The sequence below is a fragment of the Kineobactrum salinum genome (genome assembly GCF_010669285.1).
GTDB classification, from domain to species: Bacteria; Pseudomonadota; Gammaproteobacteria; order Pseudomonadales; family Halieaceae; genus Kineobactrum; species Kineobactrum salinum.
In genome coordinates this window covers 147,626-167,616 of sequence record NZ_CP048711.1, presented here as the reverse complement: position 1 = coordinate 167,616, position 19,991 = coordinate 147,626, and the positions used below count along the sequence as shown (strand labels likewise).

Below are 19,991 nucleotides of genomic sequence, written 5' to 3'. Positions count from 1 at the left end.
AATGGAAGAAGGTCGTATTCTCGCTGCCAGCCAGGACGGTGCCTACGTTATCCGCATGACAGGCGACGTGCGCCTGACCCTGTGCACTACGATTGATGACTACTTCCACCGGATGCTGGACCGACCCGACTTTGCCAGTGTCTGGGTGGATCTCTGCGACGCCGAGGGGATAGACAGCACTACCCTCGGGCTGCTGGCGAAGCTCGCGCTGGAAGTGCGGGCGCGCTACGGCTTCTCGCCGGCGATCTATTCCTGCAACCCCGGCATTACCCGGTTGATCAAGAGCATGGGGTTCCAGCGGCTGTTCGAGCTGCACGAGAATATCTGCACCGACCCGGCGGAAGTCCGCAGTGTTCCGATCGTACAGGGCAGTGAGCAGGCGGTGAAAGACAAGGTCATCGAGGCGCACAGGGTGCTGATGAGCCTCAGCGATGAAAACCGCGCCCGCTTCCGCGATCTGATGGTGGCCCTGGAGCGCAACTGACGCGCCGAAATCATGTTTGATTGAATGGCGTTTACTGCAGGGTATTGGGACTTCGTAGCTCGGTCGACATCCTGGGAGAGTGCTTTCGAGACACGCCGTGAATCCGTCCATGGAGGCTCGGATGCGACATCCATGTCGCATACGGTCTCGAAAGCACTCTCCCAGGACGCCGACCTGACACCGAGGATGAGCCAAAGTAGACGTGGTTCATGTTTAGTCCGGTTTGGCCCCGAGCTTGCTGCGGATGTAGTCGGGGTGGGGCACGTAGGTCAGCTCCGCTACCTGCCGGATCAGGTGCTCCTCGTACTTGTCCAGCCTGCCGTCCGCGTAGGCTACCCGCCACATCGCGTCGATCAATTGCAGCTTCTGCGCCGGGCTGTAGTGGTCATTGATGAGTCGGGTGAATTCATACAGGGACGTGGCGTGGTCAACCCGCTTCGAGGCCTGCTGTACCAGTTCCTGAATTTCCGTTCGTGACAGTGCCAGACTGTCGCAAAGCAGGGTTTCAAGCGCGGCCTCTTCCTCGGCGTCCTGGTAAAAGTCCGCCCGCGCGGTCTCGATCAGCAGGGCCGCGGTGGCCAGCCGCAGGCGGTGTTCCAACGCTTCGGGCGATTCTGCCGGAGGTGCGCTAAACAGTGATTTCAGTGCGTTGATCATGACTGGCTGATCAGTTGTTCCAGCTTGAGCTGGTCGGCGATGAAGTTGCGGATGCCCTCGGCAAGCTTTTCGGTGGCCATCGCGTCGTCGTTGAGCTGCAGGCGGAATACCGGCTCGTCGAGCTGCAGCTGGGGTTCCGCGGTACCGGTAGCGCTGGGGCTCAGCTGGCGCGGCAGCTCACCGTCGTCCCCGGCCAGCGATTCCAGCAGCGCGGGACTGATGGTGAGGCGGTCGCAGCCTGCCAGTGCCTCGATTTCCCCGGTATTGCGAAAACTTGCACCCATTACCACCGTGGCGTAGTCGTGTTGCTTGTAATACTGGTAAATGCGCCTGACCGACTGCACCCCCGGATCATCTTCCGGTCTGGTCACCTGCAGCTTGGTATTGGCCAGATGCCAGTCCAGGATACGGCCCACAAAGGGAGAAATGAGAAAAACGCCGGCATCGGCGCAGGCCGCGGCCTGGGTGAATCCAAACAACAGGGTGAGGTTGCAGTTGATCCCCTCGTGCTCCAGTTGCTGTGCGGCGCGGATACCTTCCCAGGTGGCTGCTACCTTGATCAGAATACGTTCCCGGCTGATACCGCTGTCTTCGTACAGGCTGATCAGCTTGTGGGCGCGGGCTACGGTGGCCGGGCTGTCGAAGGAGAGGCGGGCATCGACCTCGGTGGAAATCCGGCCGGGTATCAGCGCGAGAATTTCGCACCCCACATCGACGGCAAAGCGGTCGCAGCAATTGGCCAGTTGCTCAGCGTCGCTGCCTCCCCGTTTGCGGGCCCAGTCCCGTGCCTGCTGCAGCAGGCGGGCGTAATGGGGCAGGGCGGCCGCTTTCAGCAGCAGCGACGGATTGGTGGTGGCGTCCTGCGGCTGAAAGCGCTGAATGGCCTCTATGTCACCGGTGTCGGCTACCACATCAGTCATGGCCTTGAGTTGCTGCAGTTTGTTGCTCATCGTCGGGAGGTTCCTGTGTCAGTCATCAGGCAGCCGGGCGGGCGCGGACGGCCGCTGCGCTTATGCAGTGCTGCGCATGTTCCAGCACTTCGATGCCCGCGCCGGGAAGGTGGGCCCGCTCGCTGATATGGCGGCGGAACTGTCGTGCTCCCGGCACCCCCTGGTACAGGCCCAGCAAATGGCGGGTAATGTGATTGATGGGTACGCCCAGGGACTGCTGCTGGGCTGCATAGGGCAGCATGTCCGCAATCGCCTGTTGGCGTGAGGCCAGCGGATTGGCCTGAGCGAACAGCCGGCGGTCCACATCAGCCAGCAACCAGGGATTCTGATAGGCTTCGCGGCCCAGCATCACGCCATCGGTCTGCAGCAGATGGGCTGCCGCACTGTCAAGGCTCTGGATCCCGCCATTGATCACGATGACAAGTTCGGGGAAGTCCTGCTTGAGCCGGTAGACCCAGGGATAATTGAGTGGCGGCACTTCGCGGTTTTCCCGCGGAGACAAGCCGCGCAGCCAGGCCTTGCGGGCATGGACGATAAACACCCGGCATCCCGCCGCGGCGACCGTGCCGACAAAATCGACCAGCTCCTGGTAGGATTCCATCGCATCGATGCCGATGCGGTGCTTGACGGTAACCGGTATTTGGCAGGCCTCGCGCATGGCCGCAACGCACTCGGCCACCAGGGCTGGTCTGGCCATCAGGCAGGCACCGAACATCCCTGACTGAACCCGGTCCGAGGGGCAGCCGCAGTTGAGATTGACTTCATCGTACCCTCGGCGCTCGGCCCATTGCGCACAGCGTGCCAGTTCACCCGGGTCGCTGCCCCCAAGCTGCAGGGCCAGCGGTTGTTCTTGCGAATCGAAGCGCATGAAACGCTCGCGGTCGCCGTGGATCAGGGCCCCGGTGGTGACCATTTCAGTGTACAGCCGCGCCCGTGCACTGAGCAGACGCCAGAAGTAACGGCAGTGGCGATCCGACCAGTTCATCATAGGGGCCACGCAGAAGCGCCAGGGACTTTCTTTATCGGGGCATGGGGCGTCGGCCGTGGTGTACTGCGTCTGTTGCACTGGCAATCCGGAGGTTCTGGGTGGCAGGGGGTGGTATGGGGCCCGGACAGCGCCGGTACCGGTCGTCAGTATACCCGATTCCATGATCGTTGTTGACAGTCGGCGCAGGTCGGGAGCTTTGCGCCCGGAGCAACCGCGGACAGGCAATTTGGCTATACTCGACAAGAGAACTGCCCGGCAACGGCCGGGTGGCGAGGCCGACAGTTGCCGCGCAAGACGGGACGGATATGGAGAACAGCAATGCACTACATCTTCGAGGTCTACCTCAAACCGGGCTACAGTGCCGAACAGTACGCCGATGTCTGGAGGCGGGCCAGTGCCATCATCCAGCGGGCGCCGGGCGCCAGGGGTACCCGCCTGCACCGCAGGATCGGTGACCCGGAGCGTCTGCTGGCCATTGCAACCTGGGACAGCAAGGCGGCCCGCGACGAGATGGAGGGCAATGCCCCCGAGGAGGTGGCGGCCATTATCGCCGAGGCGGCACCCCACGTGACGATTACCCCCATCGGCGAGTTTGAAGAGCCGGAGTGGGAGGTGTTGCCTCCTGACTGATCAGCCCGTGCCCTGATACATCCTCTCGGCACCGGTATCGGCGGCAGGATGGTCCGAGGTTTGCCCGGCACCGTTACTGCGCTCGAATACCACGACATGCTGCAGGTTGAAACGCACCGGCAGCAGCCCGCCGCGCGGGATATCCACATGGCTGGGGGTCAGGCACGGAACATGCTGGCCATCCGGCAGCAGCAGCTCGTAGAAATAGCTGGCGCCACGGAAGGCCTTGCTCACCACCTTCAGCTGTACTTCGCTGCCGTCTTCATATTCTATGTCGTCGGGTCGCACCAGCAGACGCAGTGTTTCTCCGGGCTGCCAGTGGGGGTGGCCGCGATCGATGATGCCCAGGCCATCGTTCAGTTCACCGGCCGCATTGACCGTGACGGAGATCATGGAGCCCTGGCCGATGAACTCGGCGACAAACTCATTGCCGGGATTGTGGTAGAGGTTGTAGGGGGTATCCGACTGGGCGACGCGACCGTGTTGCAACAGGGCAATACTGTCAGCCATCGCGAAGGCCTCGTGCTGGTCGTGGGTGACCAGGATGGCAGTAACACCATTGCGCGTCAGCAACTCGCGCACTTCAGCGGCCAGCTGGGTCCGCAATTCGCTATCCAGGCTGGAAAAGGGCTCATCCAGCAGCAGAATTGCAGGGCTGGGCGCCAATGCCCGCGCCAGCGCGACCCGCTGCTGTTGCCCGCCCGACAGTTCGTGGGGCCAGGCTCCGGCGCAGTCGCCCAAAGCGACCAGGCGCAGCATTTCGTCCACGCGTCGCCGGCGCTCGGCACGGGACAGGTGGGCCAGCCCGAAACCGATGTTATGGCGCACGTTCAAGTGCGGGAACAGGGCGAAGTCCTGGAACACCATCCCTACCTTGCGCTGTTCCGGCGGCAGCTGCCGCTGGGGCGTGCTGATGGCCTCGCCGCGCAGGAAAATACCGCCGCTGGAAATCGCCTGGAAACCCGCGATAGCCCGCAGCAGCGTGGTTTTGCCACAGCCGGAAGGCCCCAGCAAACAGCCTATCTGACCGCGCTCCAGGGTCAGCGACACGTCGCTGACGGCGGCGAATCCGCCGTAGTGTACTGATACCTGCCGCAGTTCGAGCTGGCTGCTCATGGTTGTTCCGATCCTCGGGGCATGCCGCGGGTGATCAGGATAACAGGCAGCAGGCCGATCAGCACGATAGCCAGCGCCGGCAACGACGCTTCTGCCAGCCGCTCGTCCGAGGCCAGTTCATGCGCCCGCACGGCCAGGGTATTGAAATTGAAGGGGCGCAGGATCAGCGTGGTGGGAAGCTCCTTGAGTACGTCCACAAACACCAGCAGCAGCGCCGTCAGTACACTGCCGCGCAGCATTGGCAGGTGAATGCGCCGCAGTACCCCAGCGGCCGGTGCCCCAGCGAGCGGGCCGACTCATCGATCCCCGGACGAATGCGGGCCAGCCCCGCTTCGACTGATTGCAGCGAAACCGACAGAAAACGTACCACATAGGCAAATACCAGCGCGGCCAGGGTGCCGCTCAGGAACAGGCCGGACGAGAAGCCAAAGTGCTGCCGCAGCAGGCTGTCCAGCGTATTGTCGAACCAGGCAAAAGGGATCAGCACCCCGACAGCGATAACAGTGCCGGGCACGGCATATCCCATGCTTGCCACGCGCGCCGCTGTCAGTTCGCTGCGCCCGGGATACAGGCGCTTGCCGTAACCCAGCAGCAACGCGAGCAGTAGACAGCACAGCGCCGCCATGGCGGCCAGCAGGAAACTGTTGCGCACCAGCTGCAGGAACGCGGCATCCAGCCCTGCTGATAGTGGCTCAGGGCCCAGCTGGCGAGCTGGGCCGCCGGCAACAGGAAGCCCGCGCTGAGGATGGCCAGCGCGACCCCGAAACTGACACCGGCGCGCCAGCCGCGCAGGCGGATACGGGTGGGACTCTGCCGCGCCGAGGTCTTGTGGTAACGCAGGCGATGGCGTGAGCGCCGCTCCAGAATGATCAGCGCGAACACGAACAGCAGCATGAAGGCGGCAAGCTGGGCCGCGGTCTGCAATTCACCCAGGCCGTACCAGGTACGAAAGATACCGGTCGTAAATGCGCTGACCCCGAAATAGGATACCGTGCCGAAGTCGGCCAGAGTTTCCATCAGCGCGAGACTGATACCGGCGGCGATAGCCGGCCTCGCCAGTGGCAAGGCCACCTGGAACAGCGTCTGCCATGGCGTCTTGCCAAGATTGCGGCTGGCCTCCAGCACCGCGGTGGACTGCTCCAGAAAAGCCACCCGCACCAGCAGGTAGACATACGGGTAGAGCACCAGTGACAGCATGCAGACGGCGCCCCCCAGCGAGCGGATCTGCGGAAACCAGTAGTCACCGTAGCTCCAGCCAAAGATCCCGCGCAGCTGGGTTTGCAGGGGGCCTGCGTAGTCCAGCATGCCTGTGTAGGTGTAGGCAATGATATAGGCCGGCATTGCCATCGGCAGCAGCAGCGCCCAGCTGAACAGGCGCCGGCCAGGGAACTCGCACATCGCGGTAAGCCAGGCAGCGCTGACTCCGAGCAGGAAGGTGCCCAGCCCGACTCCCGCCATCAACAGCAGCGTATTGACGATGTAATCCGCCAGCACGGTGTCCAGCAGGTGTTGCCAGGCGGGGCTGTAGTCGCCGAACAGGCTGGCAATAATCACCAGCACCGGTACCGAGATCAAGGCCGCGCTGAGCAACAGGCTGGCGCGCCAGAGCAGCGCCTGCCGCGGAGGGGACCGGGAGGTCGCGAGCAGGGGTGCTGCTACTTCCAATTGGCCCGGTCCATGGCCATTACGGCTGCTGCGTTCAGCCTCCCCAGTTCACTCACATCCAGTTGATCTGCCTTGAATTCGCCCCATGACTGCAACAGCGCGCTGGCCGGAACATCATCCCGTACTGGGTATTCATTGTTGGCTTCGGCATACCAGCGCTGGCTGCTGTCCTGTAACAGGAACTCTATCAGCTGACGTGCCAGTTTCGGATTGCGGGCGGCGGCGGTGATACCTGCGCCGCTGATGTTGACATGTGTGCCGCGCTGCTGCTGGTTGGGCCAGAACAGCCTGACTTTGGCGGCGGCCGCACGTTCCTGCGGGTCCTCCGACTGCACCATCGCCCCCAGGTAATAGTTATTGACCAGGGCGACATCACACTGGCCGCTCGCCACCGCCTTGATCTGATCGCGATCGCCTCCCTGGGGCGGACGCGCAAAGTTCTCTACCAGGCCTTGCAGCCACTGCTGCGTGGCCTCACTGCCCTGGGTCGCGAGCATACTGGCGACCAGCGACTGGTTGTAGATGTTGCCGGAGGAGCGCACACAGATGCGCCCGTGCCACTGAGGTCTGGCCAGGGCCTGGTAGGAACTGAGCTCGGCGGGATCCACGCGGTCGGGGGCGTACACCAGTACCCGCGCGCGCATTGACAGGCCGACCCAGTAGCCCTCCGGACTACGCAGGTGCCCGGGCACCAAGGCAACCGGCAGGTCCTGCAGCGCCGGTTGCAGGACCCCGGCTTCGCGGGCCCGGTAAAGCCGTCCGGCATCGGTGGTAAGCAACAGGTCGGCAGGCGAGTTGCGGCCCTCGGTACGCAAGCGCGCCAGCAATGCATCACCGCTGCCGGTGACCAGGTTGACGCTGATTCCGGTCTGATCGGTAAAACGGTCAAGCAGTGGCTTGATCAGTGCTTCCTGGCGAGCCGAGTAGATATTGATGGCTTCGGCGGCGGTGGACGGCGATGCCAGCGCCAGCAATACAGCGGTCAGCAGGGGTTGGACAAGGGCGAAGTAGAATCGGTACGGCATAACGGTCTCTCTGGCCTGGATGAAGATAATGCTGATAACGCTAATTATTCTCATTTGCTCGCCGGATAGCAAGTCCACAGGGCTTCAATTTTGGTAAGCAGTTCCGACTGGCCTATAGTAGACGCCCCGCCGAGGCGGAAATGCCTTGAGCGGCACTGCCTGCTTGACGGATCAACAGCCTGATTGTTACCGGAGAACCTGATGCCCGTGTCCCAACCTTTCTCTTTGCTGGAATTGGCCTCTGTGCGCGAGGGCGACAGCGTCGGCCAGACACTGGCCAATACCGTCTCCTACGCACGCCGCGCGGAAGAGCTCGGCTATCGGCGCTTCTGGCTGGCTGAACACCACAATATGGAGGGCATCAGCAGCTCTGCCACTGCAGTCCTGATAGGGCATATAGCCGGTAGCACGGAGTCAATTCGGGTGGGCTCGGGCGGTATCATGCTGCCGAATCACCCACCTCTGGTTATCGCCGAACAGTTCGGTACGCTGGAGAGCCTGTATCCGGGGCGCATTGACCTGGGACTGGGGCGCGCCCCGGGTACTGACCCGGTGACAAGCCGTGCGCTGCGCAGGGCGGGGCCGGGCGCCGAGGCTTTTCCGGAGGAAATTGCGCAACTGCAGCGGCTGCTGGGGCCAATGCGCCCGGGCCAGCAGGTCAGGGCCATCCCCGGCGCGGGAACTGAGGTGCCTGTCTGGCTGCTGGGCTCCAGCCTGTTCAGTGCCGAATTGGCGGCAGCCCGGGGCTTGCCCTATGCCTTCGCCGGCCATTTTGCGCCGCGCCTCTATCGCCAGGCGCTGGCCCTGTATCGCAGCCAGTTTCAGCCCTCAGCCCAACTCGACGAACCCTGGGCGATGTTGGCGCTGCCCGCTGTGCCCGCCGCCAGCGATGAGGAGGCGCAGTACCTGGCCACTACCAGTCAACAGCGCATTCTGGCGCTGTTGCGCGGTCAGCCCCTGTGGCTGCGCCCGCCCGTCGCCAGCATGGAGACCTTGTGGAGCAGTGGTGAAGAGGCTGCAGTGCGGGACTTCCTGGCCCTGCAGTTGCTGGGCAGCGGCGCCACGATTGCCGCCCAACTGCATGCGCTGCTGGCTACAGTGGAGGTGGATGAGCTGATGTTTACCATCGACCTGTATGACCCGGAGAAACGCCGCGCAGCGCTGGAAATACTGGCAGCACTGCGCGTCTGAGGGGCTTTCACCCCGTGGGGGGCGACCGCAATCAGCGCTTGTCCTGCTGGCGATAGAATACCGCCTGCGGTGGCTGATCCAGCATGGCGCCGCGCACCAGCGGAATTGCGGGGCCGCCGAAGGACAGAAAGGTATCGTGGAATTCGCGCCAGGCCTCGCGTCCGCCGCGGCTCGCCGCCCAGTCGTCACGCAGCTGGCGGATCATCAGCTTGCCCAGCGTGTAATTGAGATAGGCCGGGTCATAGGTGCCCCGATTGGCCTGCTGCTGGGCGGTGCCCTTGCCCTGGTAGGCTTCCTCGGTGAAAAGGCGCTCGGATTCCTCTACACTCATGCCGCCGGTGTGCAAGCCGATGGCGGAGAGAAAGCGGGCGTTACGCATCAGCGCGTTGCTAAGCTGGCCCACCCGGGTTTCCGGTGACGCGTCACGCAGCCCGGTCTCCAGCATCAACTCCTCGGTGTAATGCGCCCACCCTTCACTGAAGGCGTAGGAGACAAATACGCGGCCGAAAGTGAATTCGGCGCGGTTGGCGTGCAGGAAGTTCAGGAAATGGCCGGGCCAGACTTCGTGGGCCGAGGTAAACAACAGATCGGACTCTCCCGCGATATAGTCCCGCTGCACCTCTTCGGGCCAGGCGGGATTGGGCGGGGAGATATTGTAGATTGGTGACAGGCCCTCTTCATAGGGCCCGGGTATGTTGATAAAGGCAAAGTTGGAGCGGGCGTAGGGCGGAGATTCCTGTACTCGCGCTTCCTCCTCGCCGGGAATGCTGACCAGGTCCTGCTCGATTACATGAGCCTTGAGCTCCCCCAGCTGACGCCGCGCTGCCGCCACCGAACCCCCTCGGGTTTGCGGTTGGCCATCCTGGCGAAACATTCCCGGATGCTCTTGCCGGGGGTAAATTCTGCGCAGGCCTCTTTCAGGGCGGCCTGATTACGGCGCATGTCGGCACGCCCGATTTCCTCCAGCTGTGCCAGCGGGGTGTCCACCCGTTCGGCGGCGTACAGCATTTTCTGGAACAGTTTGGGGCCCAGGGCGTAGTCCTCGGTGGCACTGGCCATGTTGGCGCGCAGGTGCGCGGTCAGCGCCTCGAAGGCCGCTATTGCCTTGTCGTTGGCGGTGCTGAACTCGGCCTGCAGGGCCTCGTCATCAACCCCGGCAAAGGCCTGCGGAACGTCGTCCCGAACGTAGCTGGCGAAGCCGCCAAAGGAATCGATACCGTATTGCAGCACCGTACGGGCCATCGGCATCTGCAGGTTGGCGCGAATCTGGGTGACGGCCCGCGGAATGTTGTTGGCCCACTTGATATAGGCCTTCATGCGCTGTTCCAGCGGGGCGTAGTCCATTGCGATATAGGCATTCGGGCCGATGGAGTCCGACAGCCAGTCAAAATAGAATGCGGGGCTGCGAAATGGCCACTGGGCGTCTTCCAGCCAGAATAATTGCCTGTCGATGGCTGCCAGCACGTAGTCGCGCTGAAAGCGTTGCTGCGCGGACAACTCCTCGTCGGCGAACTCCCGCGCCTCTTCGCGCTGTTGTTTCAGCCGCTCGATCTCGGCGGCAATACCCTCTTTGCTCCAGTCCGGCAACTGGCCATCGTATTCATGGCGGCCCTTCTGCACGGCGAAGGCCGGGTGGGCAGCGAAAAAGCTTTCGATATACTGTTCGACATAACTGTTCCAGGCCTTATTGTCCTGCGCCTGCGCCTGCGCCTGCGCCTGCGCCTGCGCCTGCGTGGGCAGGCTGACAGTGGCCCCAATAAACAGCAGGGCAGCCAGCAGCGTTGCCGGCAGGGTGGTTCCGATGGCTCTGATCGTGATCACGGCGGTGCCTTCCCATTACAGTTGCGTACCGGAACCATAGCACGATGCCGGCCCTTGTAAAGCGAATGGCTGGCTGTTCCGGGTTGCAACAGTTGTCCGTATAATCACCGCTCCCAAGAGCCACTATCCGGATAACCATGACTGTTCGCACCCGTATTGCGCCATCGCCCACTGGCGACCCACACGTGGGCACCGCCTATATCGCCCTGTTCAATTTCTGCTTTGCGCGGGCTCACGGCGGCCAGTTCCTGCTGCGTATCGAGGATACAGACCAGCAACGCAGTACTCCCGCCTCGGAACAGGCCATCCTGGATTCGTTGCGCTGGCTGGGTCTGGAGTGGGACGAGGGCCCCGACACTGGCGGCCCCCACGGTCCCTACCGTCAGAGCGAGCGCATGGCGCTGTACCGTGAGCATGCCATGCAGTTAGTGGCGGCAGACAAGGCTTTCCTGTGCTACCGCACGCCGGAAGAACTGGCGGCATTGCGCGAGGCCCGTCGTGTCGCGGGCGACAGCAGCGCACTGAAACCGGCCGACCTGGTGCTGCCGGACGACGAAGTGGCGCGGCGCGAGGCCGCCGGCATGCCCCACGTGATACGGATGCGGGTGCCGGACGAGGCGGGCAGCTGCGTCATCGAGGATATGCTGCGCGGCACCATAGAGCTGGACTGGAGCATGGTGGATGCGCAGATTCTGCTGAAATCCGACGGCATGCCCACCTACCACCTGGCCAATGTGGTGGACGACCACCTGATGGGCATAACCCATGTGCTGCGCGGCGAGGAATGGATCAATTCGGCGCCCAAGCACAAGCTGCTGTACGAGTATTTTGGCTGGGACATGCCAGTACTGTGCCATCTGCCGTTGCTGCGTAATCCGGACAAATCCAAGCTCAGCAAGCGCAAGAATCCCACCAGTATCCTCTATTATCAGCGTATGGGCTTTCTGCCGGAGGCGCTGCTCAACTATCTGGGGCGCATGGGCTGGTCCATGCCGGATGAGAGCGAGAAGTTCAGCCTGCAGCAGATGCGGGACAATTTCGATATCCAGCGGGTATCGCTGGGTGGTCCGATCTTCGATGTCGAAAAACTGCGCTGGCTCAATGGCCTCTGGATCCGCGAAGACCTGAGCGAGGAGCAACTGGCCCGGCGCCTGATCGACTGGGCCTACAACGCTGAAAATCTGGCCCGGGTTCTGCCCCATGCCCAGAAGCGCATGGAGACGCTGAGTGATTTTGCACCGTTGGCAGCGTTCCTGGTCTCGGGCACCCTGCCCATCAGTGAGGCCTCTTTCGCCGGACTCAAGACGGAGCGCGAAGACACCGTGGCCCACCTGCAGTTTGCGCTGTGGCGCCTGGAGGCGCTGGTGGAGTGGAACCGCGATTCTGTCTGGCTGGCACTGAAGGGCCTGGCCGACGCCCTCGGCATCAAGGTCAAGGATTTCCTGGCTCCATTGTTCGTCGCGATCGCCGGTACCAGCGCATCCTTTTCGGTGGTGGATTCCATGGCTTTGCTGGGCCCCGACATGAGCCGGGCCCGGCTGCGCCACGCTATCGAGGTACTGGGCGGGGTATCGAAAAAGGCGCTGAAGCGGCTGGAGAAAAGATACGAACAACTGGCGGACGGGTTGGACGATCGCGGCGAGGCCAACAGCAGTCCGGCCGGAGGTCCGGCAGCCTCCTGAGGCCGATACCGGCACGAAGCGCGCGGCCATGGACGAGGATGCTATTGTCGCGCGCACGGCCTACAATGACAGGAACAGTCACAGCCAGGCGGAAACCAAACGTGGCCATCAGCACATTCGACCTGTTCAAGATCGGGATCGGCCCATCCAGTTCGCATACGGTGGGGCCGATGAATGCCGCGCGCCAGTTTGCAGTGGGTTTGCGCGACAGTGAATTACTGCAGCGCTGCACAAGGGTGACTGCCGAGCTTTTCGGCTCGCTGGGCGCGACCGGCGCCGGCCACGGCTCGCCCAAGGCGATAATCCTGGGGCTGGAGGGGGAAACCCCTGAGCAGGTAGTGGTGGAAGACATTGCCGGGCGGGTGGCGGCAGTGCGTGAAAGCGGTCGCCTGAATCTGCTGGCCAGCCGGGAAATCGATTTCAATTACCGCGATGACCTGATCATGCACCGCAGCGAAACCTTGCCCTATCACTCCAATGGGATGCGTTTCAGGGTCTGGGACGACGGCGGCGAACTGCTGCAGCAGCGGGTCTATTACTCGGTGGGTGGTGGTTTCGTGATCTCCGAGGCCGTTGCCGAAGGCGGGGATGTGCTGGTCGACGATCCCACCGAGCTGCCATACCCGTTCAACAGCGCCGCCCAGTTGCTGCAGCAATGCCGGGACCACGGTCTGTCCATCAGCGCCCTGATGCTGGAGAACGAAAAAGCCTGGCGCAGCGAAGACGAAATCCGCAACGGCCTGCTGCATCTGTGGCACGTGATGGACGCCAGTATAGAGCGTGGCTGCCGGGCCGAAGGGATACTGCCGGGGGGACTTAAGGTGAGGCGCCGCGCCGCGCCGCTGTACCAGCAGCTGAAGGCCAATGCCGGCGGTTTCGGCGATGACTCGATGGCCACGCTGGACTGGGTGACCCTGTACGCGCTGGCCGTCAATGAGGAGAATGCCATTGGCGGACGCATTGTTACCGCTCCCACCAATGGCGCCGCCGGCATCATTCCGGCAGTGTTGAAGTACTATCTCAAGCACTGCAAGGGGGCTGGCGAAGACGACGTGAGCCGCTTCCTGCTCACTGCGGCGGCGATCGGCATCCTGTACAAGATCAACGCCTCAATCTCCGGTGCCGAAGTGGGCTGCCAGGGCGAAGTCGGCTCTGCCTGCTCGATGGCGGCCGGCGCACTGGCCGACGCCCTGGGCGGCACACCGGGCCAGGTTGAGAATGCGGCCGAAATTGCGATGGAACACAACCTGGGACTGACCTGTGACCCGATCGGTGGTCTGGTGCAGGTCCCCTGCATCGAGCGCAACGCGATGGGCGCCATCAAGGCCATCAGCGCGGCGCGGATGGCCCTGCGTGGCAGTGGAGAGCACTATGTATCGCTGGACCAGGTGATCAAGACCATGCGCGATACCGGTCGCGACATGCAGGATAAATACAAGGAAACCTCAAGAGGCGGTCTCGCCGTCAATGTCCTGGAGGTCCCCGTCAGCATTATCGAGTGCTGACGGCCGCGGCCGGATCAGACTGCCACGCCGTCGAATTCATCCTTGCGGGCTGCCCCGTCTCAAATCCCCATTCCCGCTCCCCGTACCTGTACAAGTCTGCTGCGCCAGTCGGCAAGCGAGGGTTGCGTTTTAAGCAACAACAACGGGTTACTACTGCTTTGTGATAGCTGTTTAAAATGTCACTTGTATCGCAAGTGGCCTCCGTGCTTCAAGCTGCCTGTTTGCATGTGTCCGAAGACCGGGATGGAGCGGCCTTGTCAGCGTGGAGCCACTATCCACTGCGTGCCTGCGGACAAACCGCAGTAGCTGGACACCCAGGGATCTGCCTTATCACATCAGCACCGGTAGTGCCCGGAGAATTCTTACGAGGAACCAACATGAACGACAACTGGCAAAGAAAACTGATCTGGAGCAGCCTGGGTGGCGCTGCCGCAGTAGTGCCCGCAATAATCGTATCCGGCACCAGTGCATTGTGGTCGGTCGCGGCACAGGCCCAGCAGGCAGCGGAGCGGTTGGTAATCGAGGAAGTGGTGGTGACCTCCCGTCGCCGCGAAGAGTCCCTGCAGGATGTACCGGTCAGCATCACGGCATTCTCCGCCGATTCCATTGAGCGCAACATGTTCAAGGGCATCGAGGGCTATTTTTCCCGTACACCCAATGTCAGCTTTATCTCCAGTGGTTCCCGTGATCGCAAGGAACTCAGCATCCGCGGCGTCACCAATCAGCTCGATACGACCGAAGCGTTGGTGCGGGCGAGTACCTTTGCGTTCTATCTCGATGACGTCAATGTAGTCAGCGCGACGGCCAACCCCGGGGTGATGGACCTCGAGCGGATCGAAGTGCTGCGAGGGCCGCAGGGAACCTATTTTGGCCGCAACGCGGTCGGCGGTGCGGTCAACATCTCCACGGTCAAGCCGGAGCATGACTTTTTTGCCCAGATATCGGGCGAGCTGGGCCGCTACGGCACCCGTGACATCGAGGGCGTGGTCAACATGCCGCTGATCGATGACGTGCTGGCGGTGCGGGCCAACTACAAGCACTACGAGAGCGATGGCCACATCAAGAACATCAACCCGATCGGCGGCGGCAATGATTCCGAATACGAATACGGCCGCATCAGCCTGCGCTACACGCCGACTGACCGCCTTACAGTGGACTTGATGGCGACGACATCGGATGAAGTTGTCGGCATGCGCGAAGGGGTACCCTCCGGTGTGATGTCCGTCTTCGCTGCCAGTCTGTTCGGCAATGTCGCGGACCCGGACGGGGTGGGTTTCTATCCCGATAACCGCAACCGCGTCAATTTCGACCGGCCCCAGCAGGTGGGCTCCAAATGGGAACTCTATACGGGCAAGTTTGAATACGATTTTGATGCCTTCAGCCTGGTCGGCATCACCGGCTACATCGAGTCCGATACCTTTTTGCAAGGCGATATCGACGGCAGTAGTCAGGATTTCGTGTACGAGGACAAGCCCATCAGCCGCGAGTCGATCAGCCAGGAGTTCCGCCTGCAGTCCGCCGGCAATGAGCGTCTGGACTGGACGGTCGGGGTGATCTACAGCAGGGATGAGGGCGAGATTTTTCAGCAGACCTTTGCCGGTGCAGGCGGCCTGTTCGGTTTGCCGGAGGACTTCCAGATCACCTCTACCGTGGGTGAGAACGAAAGCACCAGTGCTGCTGTTTTCGGGGAACTCACCTGGCATCTGAATGACCGTCTGGACCTGGTGTTGGGTGGTCGCTATACCAGGGATGAAGTGGAGGTCTCCCAGTACAACCTTTCCTCTGGTGTCATCAACGGATTTGTTGAAGACAAAGCCGACTTCACCGATTTCTCCCCGAAAGTGTCGGTGACTTATGCTTTGGGCGAGAGCATGGATCTGTTTGCCACGGTATCCAAGGGTTTCAAGGCCGGCGGGGTGCAGCTGGGCGCCGATTTCGAGGAGAGTGATTTCGACCCGGAAGAATTGTGGAATTATGAATTGGGCTTCAAGTCCCAGTTGATGGACAATCGCCTGCGGTTGAATGGCTCGCTATTCTATCTCGAATGGGATGATCTGCAGGCATCCTTCGCGGTAGCTGAAACCAATGATGAGGGCGTAATTGTCTTCAACTCCGGCATTCAGAATGCTGCTTCTGCCAGCAATCTGGGGGGCGAGCTTGAGGTCTCCGCGGTGCTGACCGAGAATTTTGTGGTCAACTTCTCCGCGGGCTACGTCGATGCGGAGTTTGATGATTTTACCAACGCCTTCATTGATGGCGAACTGTACGACCTCAGCGGCCAGGCCATGCCGAATGCGCCTGAATGGACTTTCAGCGGCGATGCCGAGTACCGTTTTACCTTCGCCGAGCGCTACGACAGCTTCGTCAGGCTGGAGTGGTTCCACCGCGATGAAATCCTGCCCGATCTGGTCTCACTGGTGCGCCAGGATGAAGGTTTCCCGTTCCGCGTACCCAGCTACGATCACTTCAACCTGCGTGCCGGCGTCGAGACTGACCGCTTCAGCGTCACTGCCTATGTGGAAAATCTGTTTGATGAGGAATACTACACCAACGCCTACCAGAAAGCCTTCCTGGGCGGCCTGCATGTGCAGCCCTCGTATCAGACCTGGGGCGTGCGCATAACAATGCGGACCCTGTAGAAATGATGGGTTTGCAGCACACGCTGCCCGCTGCCATTCGCGGACTGACGCTGGTCCTGCTGCTGACGGTGGCCAGCGGCAATCCTGCTAGAGCTGAGCCGTCATCCCCGGAGGCGCGGCTGGCTGAATTCATGGCCGGCGTCCACCAGTACCGGCAGGCCAACCGGCCTGAACTGGCGGGCGGTGCAGCGGCAATGCCGGCTGGAAGTGGCTGGCCCGATCTGTCAGCTGCTGCCGAGGAGGCTGACATCGCGGTGGTCAGGCGGCAACTGGCGGCACTGCGCGAGGATTTTGAGCCGGCGGCATTGGGCCCGGGTGCAAGAACGCAATACGATGCCCTGGTCTATGAGTTGGAGTTGTTGCTGGAGCGGCATCACTGGCGCAGCCATCTATTTCCCGTCAACCAGATTGTGGGTACACACCTCGAGATCCCGGGCCGGCTGGCCCGGGGCGGGCCGGTGGATTCGACTGCAGATCTGGATGCGCTGTTGCGGGATCTGGCGGCCGTACCCCGCTTGTTGGCCCAGCTGGAGGCGCAGCTGGAAAGACAGCGCGACAGCGCCGGCGGCCTTCCGGCCAGTCTGTATCCCCGGCTGATCGAGGGCGCCCGCCAGGTGATCAGTGGCGCACCCTTCGACGAGCGGGGTGACAATCCCGTCTGGTCCTCTGTCCGGGAACGGTTGCAGCAGGGCGAACTGGACACGACAGTGATGCGACAGTATCTACAGCGCATCCGCAGCGCCCTGTTGGGCCCTTACCGGCAGGCTTACCGTTCCCTGATTGATACCCTCGAGGAGCATCAACTCAGCGCAGGTCACGACGGCGGTGTCTGGCAGATGCCGGAGGGCGATGCGTTCTACGCATTTCTGCTGCGCCAGTTCACCACGACGGAGCTGAGCGCGGACGAGATCCATGCCTATGGCCTGGCGGAGGTGACGCGGATCCACGCGGCGATGCAGACCATCATGCGGACAGTGGAATTCGACGGCGAGTTGCCCGAATTCTTCGAGTTCATGCGCAGCTCGCCGCAGTTCTATCTGGCCAACGACGCCCAGGGCCGGGTGCAACTGCTGGCGCGGGCCCGTGAGCTGTATCAGGCGATGGCGGAGCGCCTGCCGGAGCTGGTATTCGAGCCGCCCCGGCAAGCGCTTGAGATACGGCGCTTCGAGGAGTACCGGGAGCAGTCTGCGCCGGGAGCATTCTACGAGGCGGGCGCTGCGGGACGAGCGGCGCGCTTCTACCTGAACCTGCATGATATGGCCACGGTGGCCACCTATGACCTGGAGGCCCTGGTGTATCACGAAACTGTGCCCGGGCATCATCTGCAAATCTCGGCCATCAGTGCGGACCCGGCCATCCCGGCGCTACGCCAGCAGAATGTCTGGTGGCTCAACAGTGCCTTTGTGGAGGGTTGGGCTCTGTATGCGGAACAGTTGGCGCATGACATCGGTTTCTACCAGGATGTGTATTCCGATTTCGGCCGCCTGGCGGCAGAACTGTGGCGCGCCTGCCGGCTGGTGGTGGATACCGGGCTGCACGCCAAACGCTGGTCCAGGGACGAGGCCATCCGCTATCTGGACGACACGACACCCAGTCCCCACATGGCCAATGTGCGCGCGGTGGATCGCTATATCGCCGTCCCCGGTCAGGCCACCTCGTTCAAGATCGGCATGCGCCGTATTCTCGAGGCCAGGGAGCGTGCGCGTGACGCTCTGGGTAATCGCTTTGATCTGCGCGCCTTTCACCAGGCGGTACTGGCAAACGGTTATGTACCGCTGGATGTCATGGACCGCAGCATAGATCGCTGGGTGCGGCGCAGCCGCGCCGGCCTGCAGGACGACGCGAGCGGCACAAGTACACCGTCCATTCATTTCTAGACCTGTTACAGGTGATACTCTGGAAGTACTGTTTATGACAATGCAAAAACTGATGGCTGCCGGCGCGTTGATGCTCGCTGGCCTGTCCCTTCCCGTCAGTGCGCAGCTTACTGCGCTGGTCGGCGGCTCTGTGGTCAATCTGGACGGCGGGGCGGCGCTGGAGGATGCAGTGGTACTGGTGGACGGCGAGCGCATCGCCGCGGTGGGCAGCCGCGACGATGTCACCGTACTGGCTGATGCCACAGCATCTCGGCCCTGCGCAGCATCGGCCTGGTGATGGAGGGCGGCACCGTGGTGCGCAACGATTGGGCACTGTAGAGGAGCGAGCAGATGAGCAACAAGGCTGGTACACCGATTGAATTCAAGCTGGATCATGTGTCATTGACGGTCGCGGACCTCGAGGCCGTGATCGACTTTTACGGCCGCGTATTTGGCGCCCGCGTGCTATACCGCATGGGGCCCTTCGATGCGGCGGAGATACCGCCGATGGAGGACGGCAGCGACTGGACCATAGCGCATGTCAACGTCGGTGCGGCTCGTCTGGCGATCGCGATGATCGAGTTGACACCCGGCTACAAAGTGGAACTGTTTCAGTACGACAAGCCCGCCGATGCCCGCCGCGACCCACCGCGCAACTGCGATGTGGGTGCCAGTCACTTCTGTCTGCAGGTGAATGATATCGACGCCGCTGTAGCGCGATTGGAGGACGAGGGTTGCCGGGTGCTGGCGGGACCGATCACGATGACCGAGGCCCCCTGTCCGGACTCGCATTCCTGGTATGTGCTGGACCCGTTCGGGCACCAGCTGGAACTGGTGCAGTACCTGTAAGTACAGCGGCAAGCTCACGCCCTGGGTGCCAGTTTGCGGAAATACTCTTCGACATGCTGCATGAACTTGAATGCGGCAATGGGCAGTTGCCGCCCGCTGCGTGTGACCAGACTGATCTGGGTGCTGTTGAGGGTGGGGCTGTCGGTCGGGATCGTGACAAAGCGCCCCTCGGCCAGCTCCTTTCCCACCACCAGGTCGGGTAGCAGTGATACGCCTATACCTGAATTGATAAAACCGCGCAGCAACGCCAGCGAGCTGGTGGCGAGGTGTGGCGTAAAGAAGATACCCTGTTCCTGTTCGCTCTGTTCAATCATTTGCCGGATCCGATAGGCGCCGTCCAGCAGCCCCACGGTGTATTGGCCGAGCTCTGCCAATTCCACCAAGGCCTTGCCCGCGAGCGGATGACTACGGTGCACGACGACCTTCATCGGCTGCGGCAGGTGTACCCGCGAGCGCACTTTAGGATCCCGCGAGGTGTCGAATATCATCCCGAAGTGGGCTTCGTCATCGCTGACCAGGCGCACGACCTCGTTGGTGCTGGAGACACTGACGCCTACCGAGATACCGGGATAGCGTTGCATGTAATTCTGCAGGGTGTCACTGAAGCGTTCGGAGATAAAAGCTTCGCCGACTGCGACTGCAATTTTGCCGGTAGTCAGCGACTGCAGTTCCTTTACGTGGGACAGGAAGGCCTCCTGCTGCGCGCAGCGGTCCTTGTAGTACTGGAATGCGAGTTCACCTGCCTCGGTCAGCTTCAGGCGTCGACGACCGCGTTCGACCAGCGGGGTGCCCAGCTCGCTCTCCAGTTCCGCGATCTGGCGACTGATGGAGGAGGGCGCGACATCGAGTTTTTCCCCGGCCGCCCGCATGGTGCCCAGGCGGGCGGATTCGTAAAGATAATGCAGTCGGCGCTGGCTGATGTTCATGGAAAGA

18 protein-coding genes and 1 pseudogene are annotated in these 19,991 nt (G+C 62.2%); 9 read left to right on the top strand and 10 right to left on the bottom strand.

What is annotated here, in order from left to right; genetic code table 11:
- Nucleotide 1 precedes the first annotated feature (1 nt).
- A complete protein-coding gene (locus G3T16_RS00775) occupies nt 2-484 on the top strand; it encodes an STAS domain-containing protein (RefSeq protein ID WP_163493413.1) in 483 nt (160 codons plus the stop codon).
- A gap of 213 nt (nt 485-697) precedes the next feature.
- Here G3T16_RS00775 and G3T16_RS00770 read toward each other — a convergent pair whose 3' ends face one another.
- The 3 genes from G3T16_RS00770 to dusA are packed head-to-tail and all read right to left on the bottom strand — an operon-like array spanning nt 698 to nt 3,079.
- Nucleotides 698-1,141 (bottom strand): tellurite resistance TerB family protein, encoded by a 444-nt coding sequence (locus tag G3T16_RS00770; RefSeq protein ID WP_163493412.1) that lies wholly within the window; start codon nt 1,139-1,141, stop codon nt 698-700.
- Entirely contained in the window at nt 1,138-2,091 is a 954-nt protein-coding gene (gene tal / locus G3T16_RS00765) for a transaldolase (RefSeq protein WP_163493411.1), read from the bottom strand. Before tal ends, G3T16_RS00770 begins: the two co-directional genes overlap by 4 nt.
- Before the next feature lie 25 nt (nt 2,092-2,116).
- On the bottom strand, nt 2,117-3,079 hold the full coding sequence (gene dusA, locus G3T16_RS00760) for a tRNA dihydrouridine(20/20a) synthase DusA (RefSeq protein WP_456298657.1): 963 nt from the start codon (nt 3,077-3,079) through the stop codon (nt 2,117-2,119).
- Between the two features lie 318 nt (nt 3,080-3,397).
- Between dusA and G3T16_RS00755 the strand changes: the two genes are divergently transcribed.
- Nucleotides 3,398-3,709, top strand: a complete 312-nt coding sequence (locus tag G3T16_RS00755; RefSeq protein WP_163493409.1) for an antibiotic biosynthesis monooxygenase family protein — start codon at nt 3,398-3,400, stop codon at nt 3,707-3,709.
- Here the strand turns inward: G3T16_RS00755 and G3T16_RS00750 are convergent, their stop codons facing one another.
- The 5 genes from G3T16_RS00750 to G3T16_RS00740 are packed head-to-tail and all read right to left on the bottom strand — an operon-like array spanning nt 3,710 to nt 7,569.
- Entirely contained in the window at nt 3,710-4,825 is a 1,116-nt protein-coding gene (locus G3T16_RS00750; RefSeq protein WP_163493408.1) for an ABC transporter ATP-binding protein, read from the bottom strand.
- Nucleotides 4,822-5,064: a hypothetical protein gene (locus tag G3T16_RS20810; protein WP_197911814.1), complete on the bottom strand. Its 243-nt coding sequence runs from the start codon at nt 5,062-5,064 to the stop codon at nt 4,822-4,824. The genes G3T16_RS00750 and G3T16_RS20810 overlap by 4 nt, the downstream gene beginning before the upstream one ends.
- Nucleotides 5,043-5,339: a hypothetical protein gene (locus tag G3T16_RS20805; protein WP_197911813.1), complete on the bottom strand. Its 297-nt coding sequence runs from the start codon at nt 5,337-5,339 to the stop codon at nt 5,043-5,045. The genes G3T16_RS20810 and G3T16_RS20805 overlap by 22 nt, the downstream gene beginning before the upstream one ends.
- A gap of 32 nt (nt 5,340-5,371) precedes the next feature.
- Complete coding sequence (locus G3T16_RS00745; protein WP_197911812.1) at nt 5,372-6,490, bottom strand: ABC transporter permease; 1,119 nt, start codon at nt 6,488-6,490, stop codon at nt 5,372-5,374.
- Complete coding sequence (locus tag G3T16_RS00740) at nt 6,481-7,569, bottom strand: Fe(3+) ABC transporter substrate-binding protein (RefSeq protein WP_197911811.1); 1,089 nt, start codon at nt 7,567-7,569, stop codon at nt 6,481-6,483. Before G3T16_RS00740 ends, G3T16_RS00745 begins: the two co-directional genes overlap by 10 nt.
- 147 nt (nt 7,570-7,716) lie before the next feature.
- Here G3T16_RS00740 and G3T16_RS00735 point away from each other — a divergent pair, with 147 nt between their 5' ends.
- Nucleotides 7,717-8,706, top strand: a complete 990-nt coding sequence (locus tag G3T16_RS00735) for an LLM class flavin-dependent oxidoreductase (protein ID WP_163493407.1) — start codon at nt 7,717-7,719, stop codon at nt 8,704-8,706.
- Nucleotides 8,707-8,737: 31 nt separating this feature from the next.
- Here G3T16_RS00735 and G3T16_RS22680 read toward each other — a convergent pair.
- Nucleotides 8,738-10,326: pseudogene (locus tag G3T16_RS22680) on the bottom strand (DUF885 domain-containing protein).
- Nucleotides 10,327-10,664: 338 nt separating this feature from the next.
- Here G3T16_RS22680 and gltX point away from each other — a divergent pair.
- From gltX to G3T16_RS00700, 6 genes are all read left to right on the top strand, one after another.
- On the top strand, nt 10,665-12,209 hold the full coding sequence (gltX, locus tag G3T16_RS00725; RefSeq protein WP_163493406.1) for a glutamate--tRNA ligase: 1,545 nt from the start codon (nt 10,665-10,667) through the stop codon (nt 12,207-12,209).
- Nucleotides 12,210-12,310: 101 nt separating this feature from the next.
- Nucleotides 12,311-13,714: an L-serine ammonia-lyase gene (locus G3T16_RS00720; RefSeq protein WP_163493405.1), complete on the top strand. Its 1,404-nt coding sequence runs from the start codon at nt 12,311-12,313 to the stop codon at nt 13,712-13,714.
- Between the two features lie 377 nt (nt 13,715-14,091).
- Entirely contained in the window at nt 14,092-16,353 is a 2,262-nt protein-coding gene (locus G3T16_RS00715) for a TonB-dependent receptor (protein ID WP_163493404.1), read from the top strand.
- Between the two features lie 2 nt (nt 16,354-16,355).
- A complete protein-coding gene (locus G3T16_RS00710; RefSeq protein ID WP_163493403.1) occupies nt 16,356-18,230 on the top strand; it encodes a DUF885 domain-containing protein in 1,875 nt (624 codons plus the stop codon).
- A 34-nt stretch (nt 18,231-18,264) separates the two neighbouring features.
- On the top strand, nt 18,265-18,507 hold the full coding sequence (locus G3T16_RS00705; RefSeq protein WP_163493402.1) for a hypothetical protein: 243 nt from the start codon (nt 18,265-18,267) through the stop codon (nt 18,505-18,507).
- Nucleotides 18,508-18,560: 53 nt separating this feature from the next.
- Nucleotides 18,561-19,058: a VOC family protein gene (locus G3T16_RS00700; RefSeq protein ID WP_232059202.1), complete on the top strand. Its 498-nt coding sequence runs from the start codon at nt 18,561-18,563 to the stop codon at nt 19,056-19,058.
- Between the two features lie 14 nt (nt 19,059-19,072).
- On the opposite strand, the gene G3T16_RS00695 is transcribed toward G3T16_RS00700, so the two are convergent.
- A complete protein-coding gene (locus tag G3T16_RS00695; RefSeq protein WP_163493401.1) occupies nt 19,073-19,984 on the bottom strand; it encodes a LysR family transcriptional regulator in 912 nt (303 codons plus the stop codon).
- Between the last annotated feature and the right edge of the window lie 7 nt (nt 19,985-19,991).

What these genes read in the sequence shown, in the direction of transcription:
- G3T16_RS00775 (WP_163493413.1), top strand. Translation starts at nt 2, where the DNA reads ATGGAAGAAGGTCGTATTCTCGCTGCCAGCCAGGACGGTGCCTACGTT.
- G3T16_RS00770 (WP_163493412.1), bottom strand. Translation starts at nt 1,141, where the DNA reads ATGATCAACGCACTGAAATCACTGTTTAGCGCACCTCCGGCAGAATCG.
- tal (WP_163493411.1), bottom strand. Translation starts at nt 2,091, where the DNA reads ATGAGCAACAAACTGCAGCAACTCAAGGCCATGACTGATGTGGTAGCC.
- dusA (WP_456298657.1), bottom strand. Translation starts at nt 3,079, where the DNA reads ATGATGAACTGGTCGGATCGCCACTGCCGTTACTTCTGGCGTCTGCTC.
- G3T16_RS00755 (WP_163493409.1), top strand. Translation starts at nt 3,398, where the DNA reads ATGCACTACATCTTCGAGGTCTACCTCAAACCGGGCTACAGTGCCGAA.
- G3T16_RS00750 (WP_163493408.1), bottom strand. Translation starts at nt 4,825, where the DNA reads ATGAGCAGCCAGCTCGAACTGCGGCAGGTATCAGTACACTACGGCGGA.
- G3T16_RS20810 (WP_197911814.1), bottom strand. Translation starts at nt 5,064, where the DNA reads ATGCTGCGCGGCAGTGTACTGACGGCGCTGCTGCTGGTGTTTGTGGAC.
- G3T16_RS00740 (WP_197911811.1), bottom strand. Translation starts at nt 7,569, where the DNA reads ATGAGAATAATTAGCGTTATCAGCATTATCTTCATCCAGGCCAGAGAG.
- G3T16_RS00735 (WP_163493407.1), top strand. Translation starts at nt 7,717, where the DNA reads ATGCCCGTGTCCCAACCTTTCTCTTTGCTGGAATTGGCCTCTGTGCGC.
- gltX (WP_163493406.1), top strand. Translation starts at nt 10,665, where the DNA reads ATGACTGTTCGCACCCGTATTGCGCCATCGCCCACTGGCGACCCACAC.
- G3T16_RS00715 (WP_163493404.1), top strand. Translation starts at nt 14,092, where the DNA reads ATGAACGACAACTGGCAAAGAAAACTGATCTGGAGCAGCCTGGGTGGC.
- G3T16_RS00710 (WP_163493403.1), top strand. Translation starts at nt 16,356, where the DNA reads ATGATGGGTTTGCAGCACACGCTGCCCGCTGCCATTCGCGGACTGACG.
- G3T16_RS00705 (WP_163493402.1), top strand. Translation starts at nt 18,265, where the DNA reads ATGACAATGCAAAAACTGATGGCTGCCGGCGCGTTGATGCTCGCTGGC.
- G3T16_RS00700 (WP_232059202.1), top strand. Translation starts at nt 18,561, where the DNA reads ATGAGCAACAAGGCTGGTACACCGATTGAATTCAAGCTGGATCATGTG.
- G3T16_RS00695 (WP_163493401.1), bottom strand. Translation starts at nt 19,984, where the DNA reads ATGAACATCAGCCAGCGCCGACTGCATTATCTTTACGAATCCGCCCGC.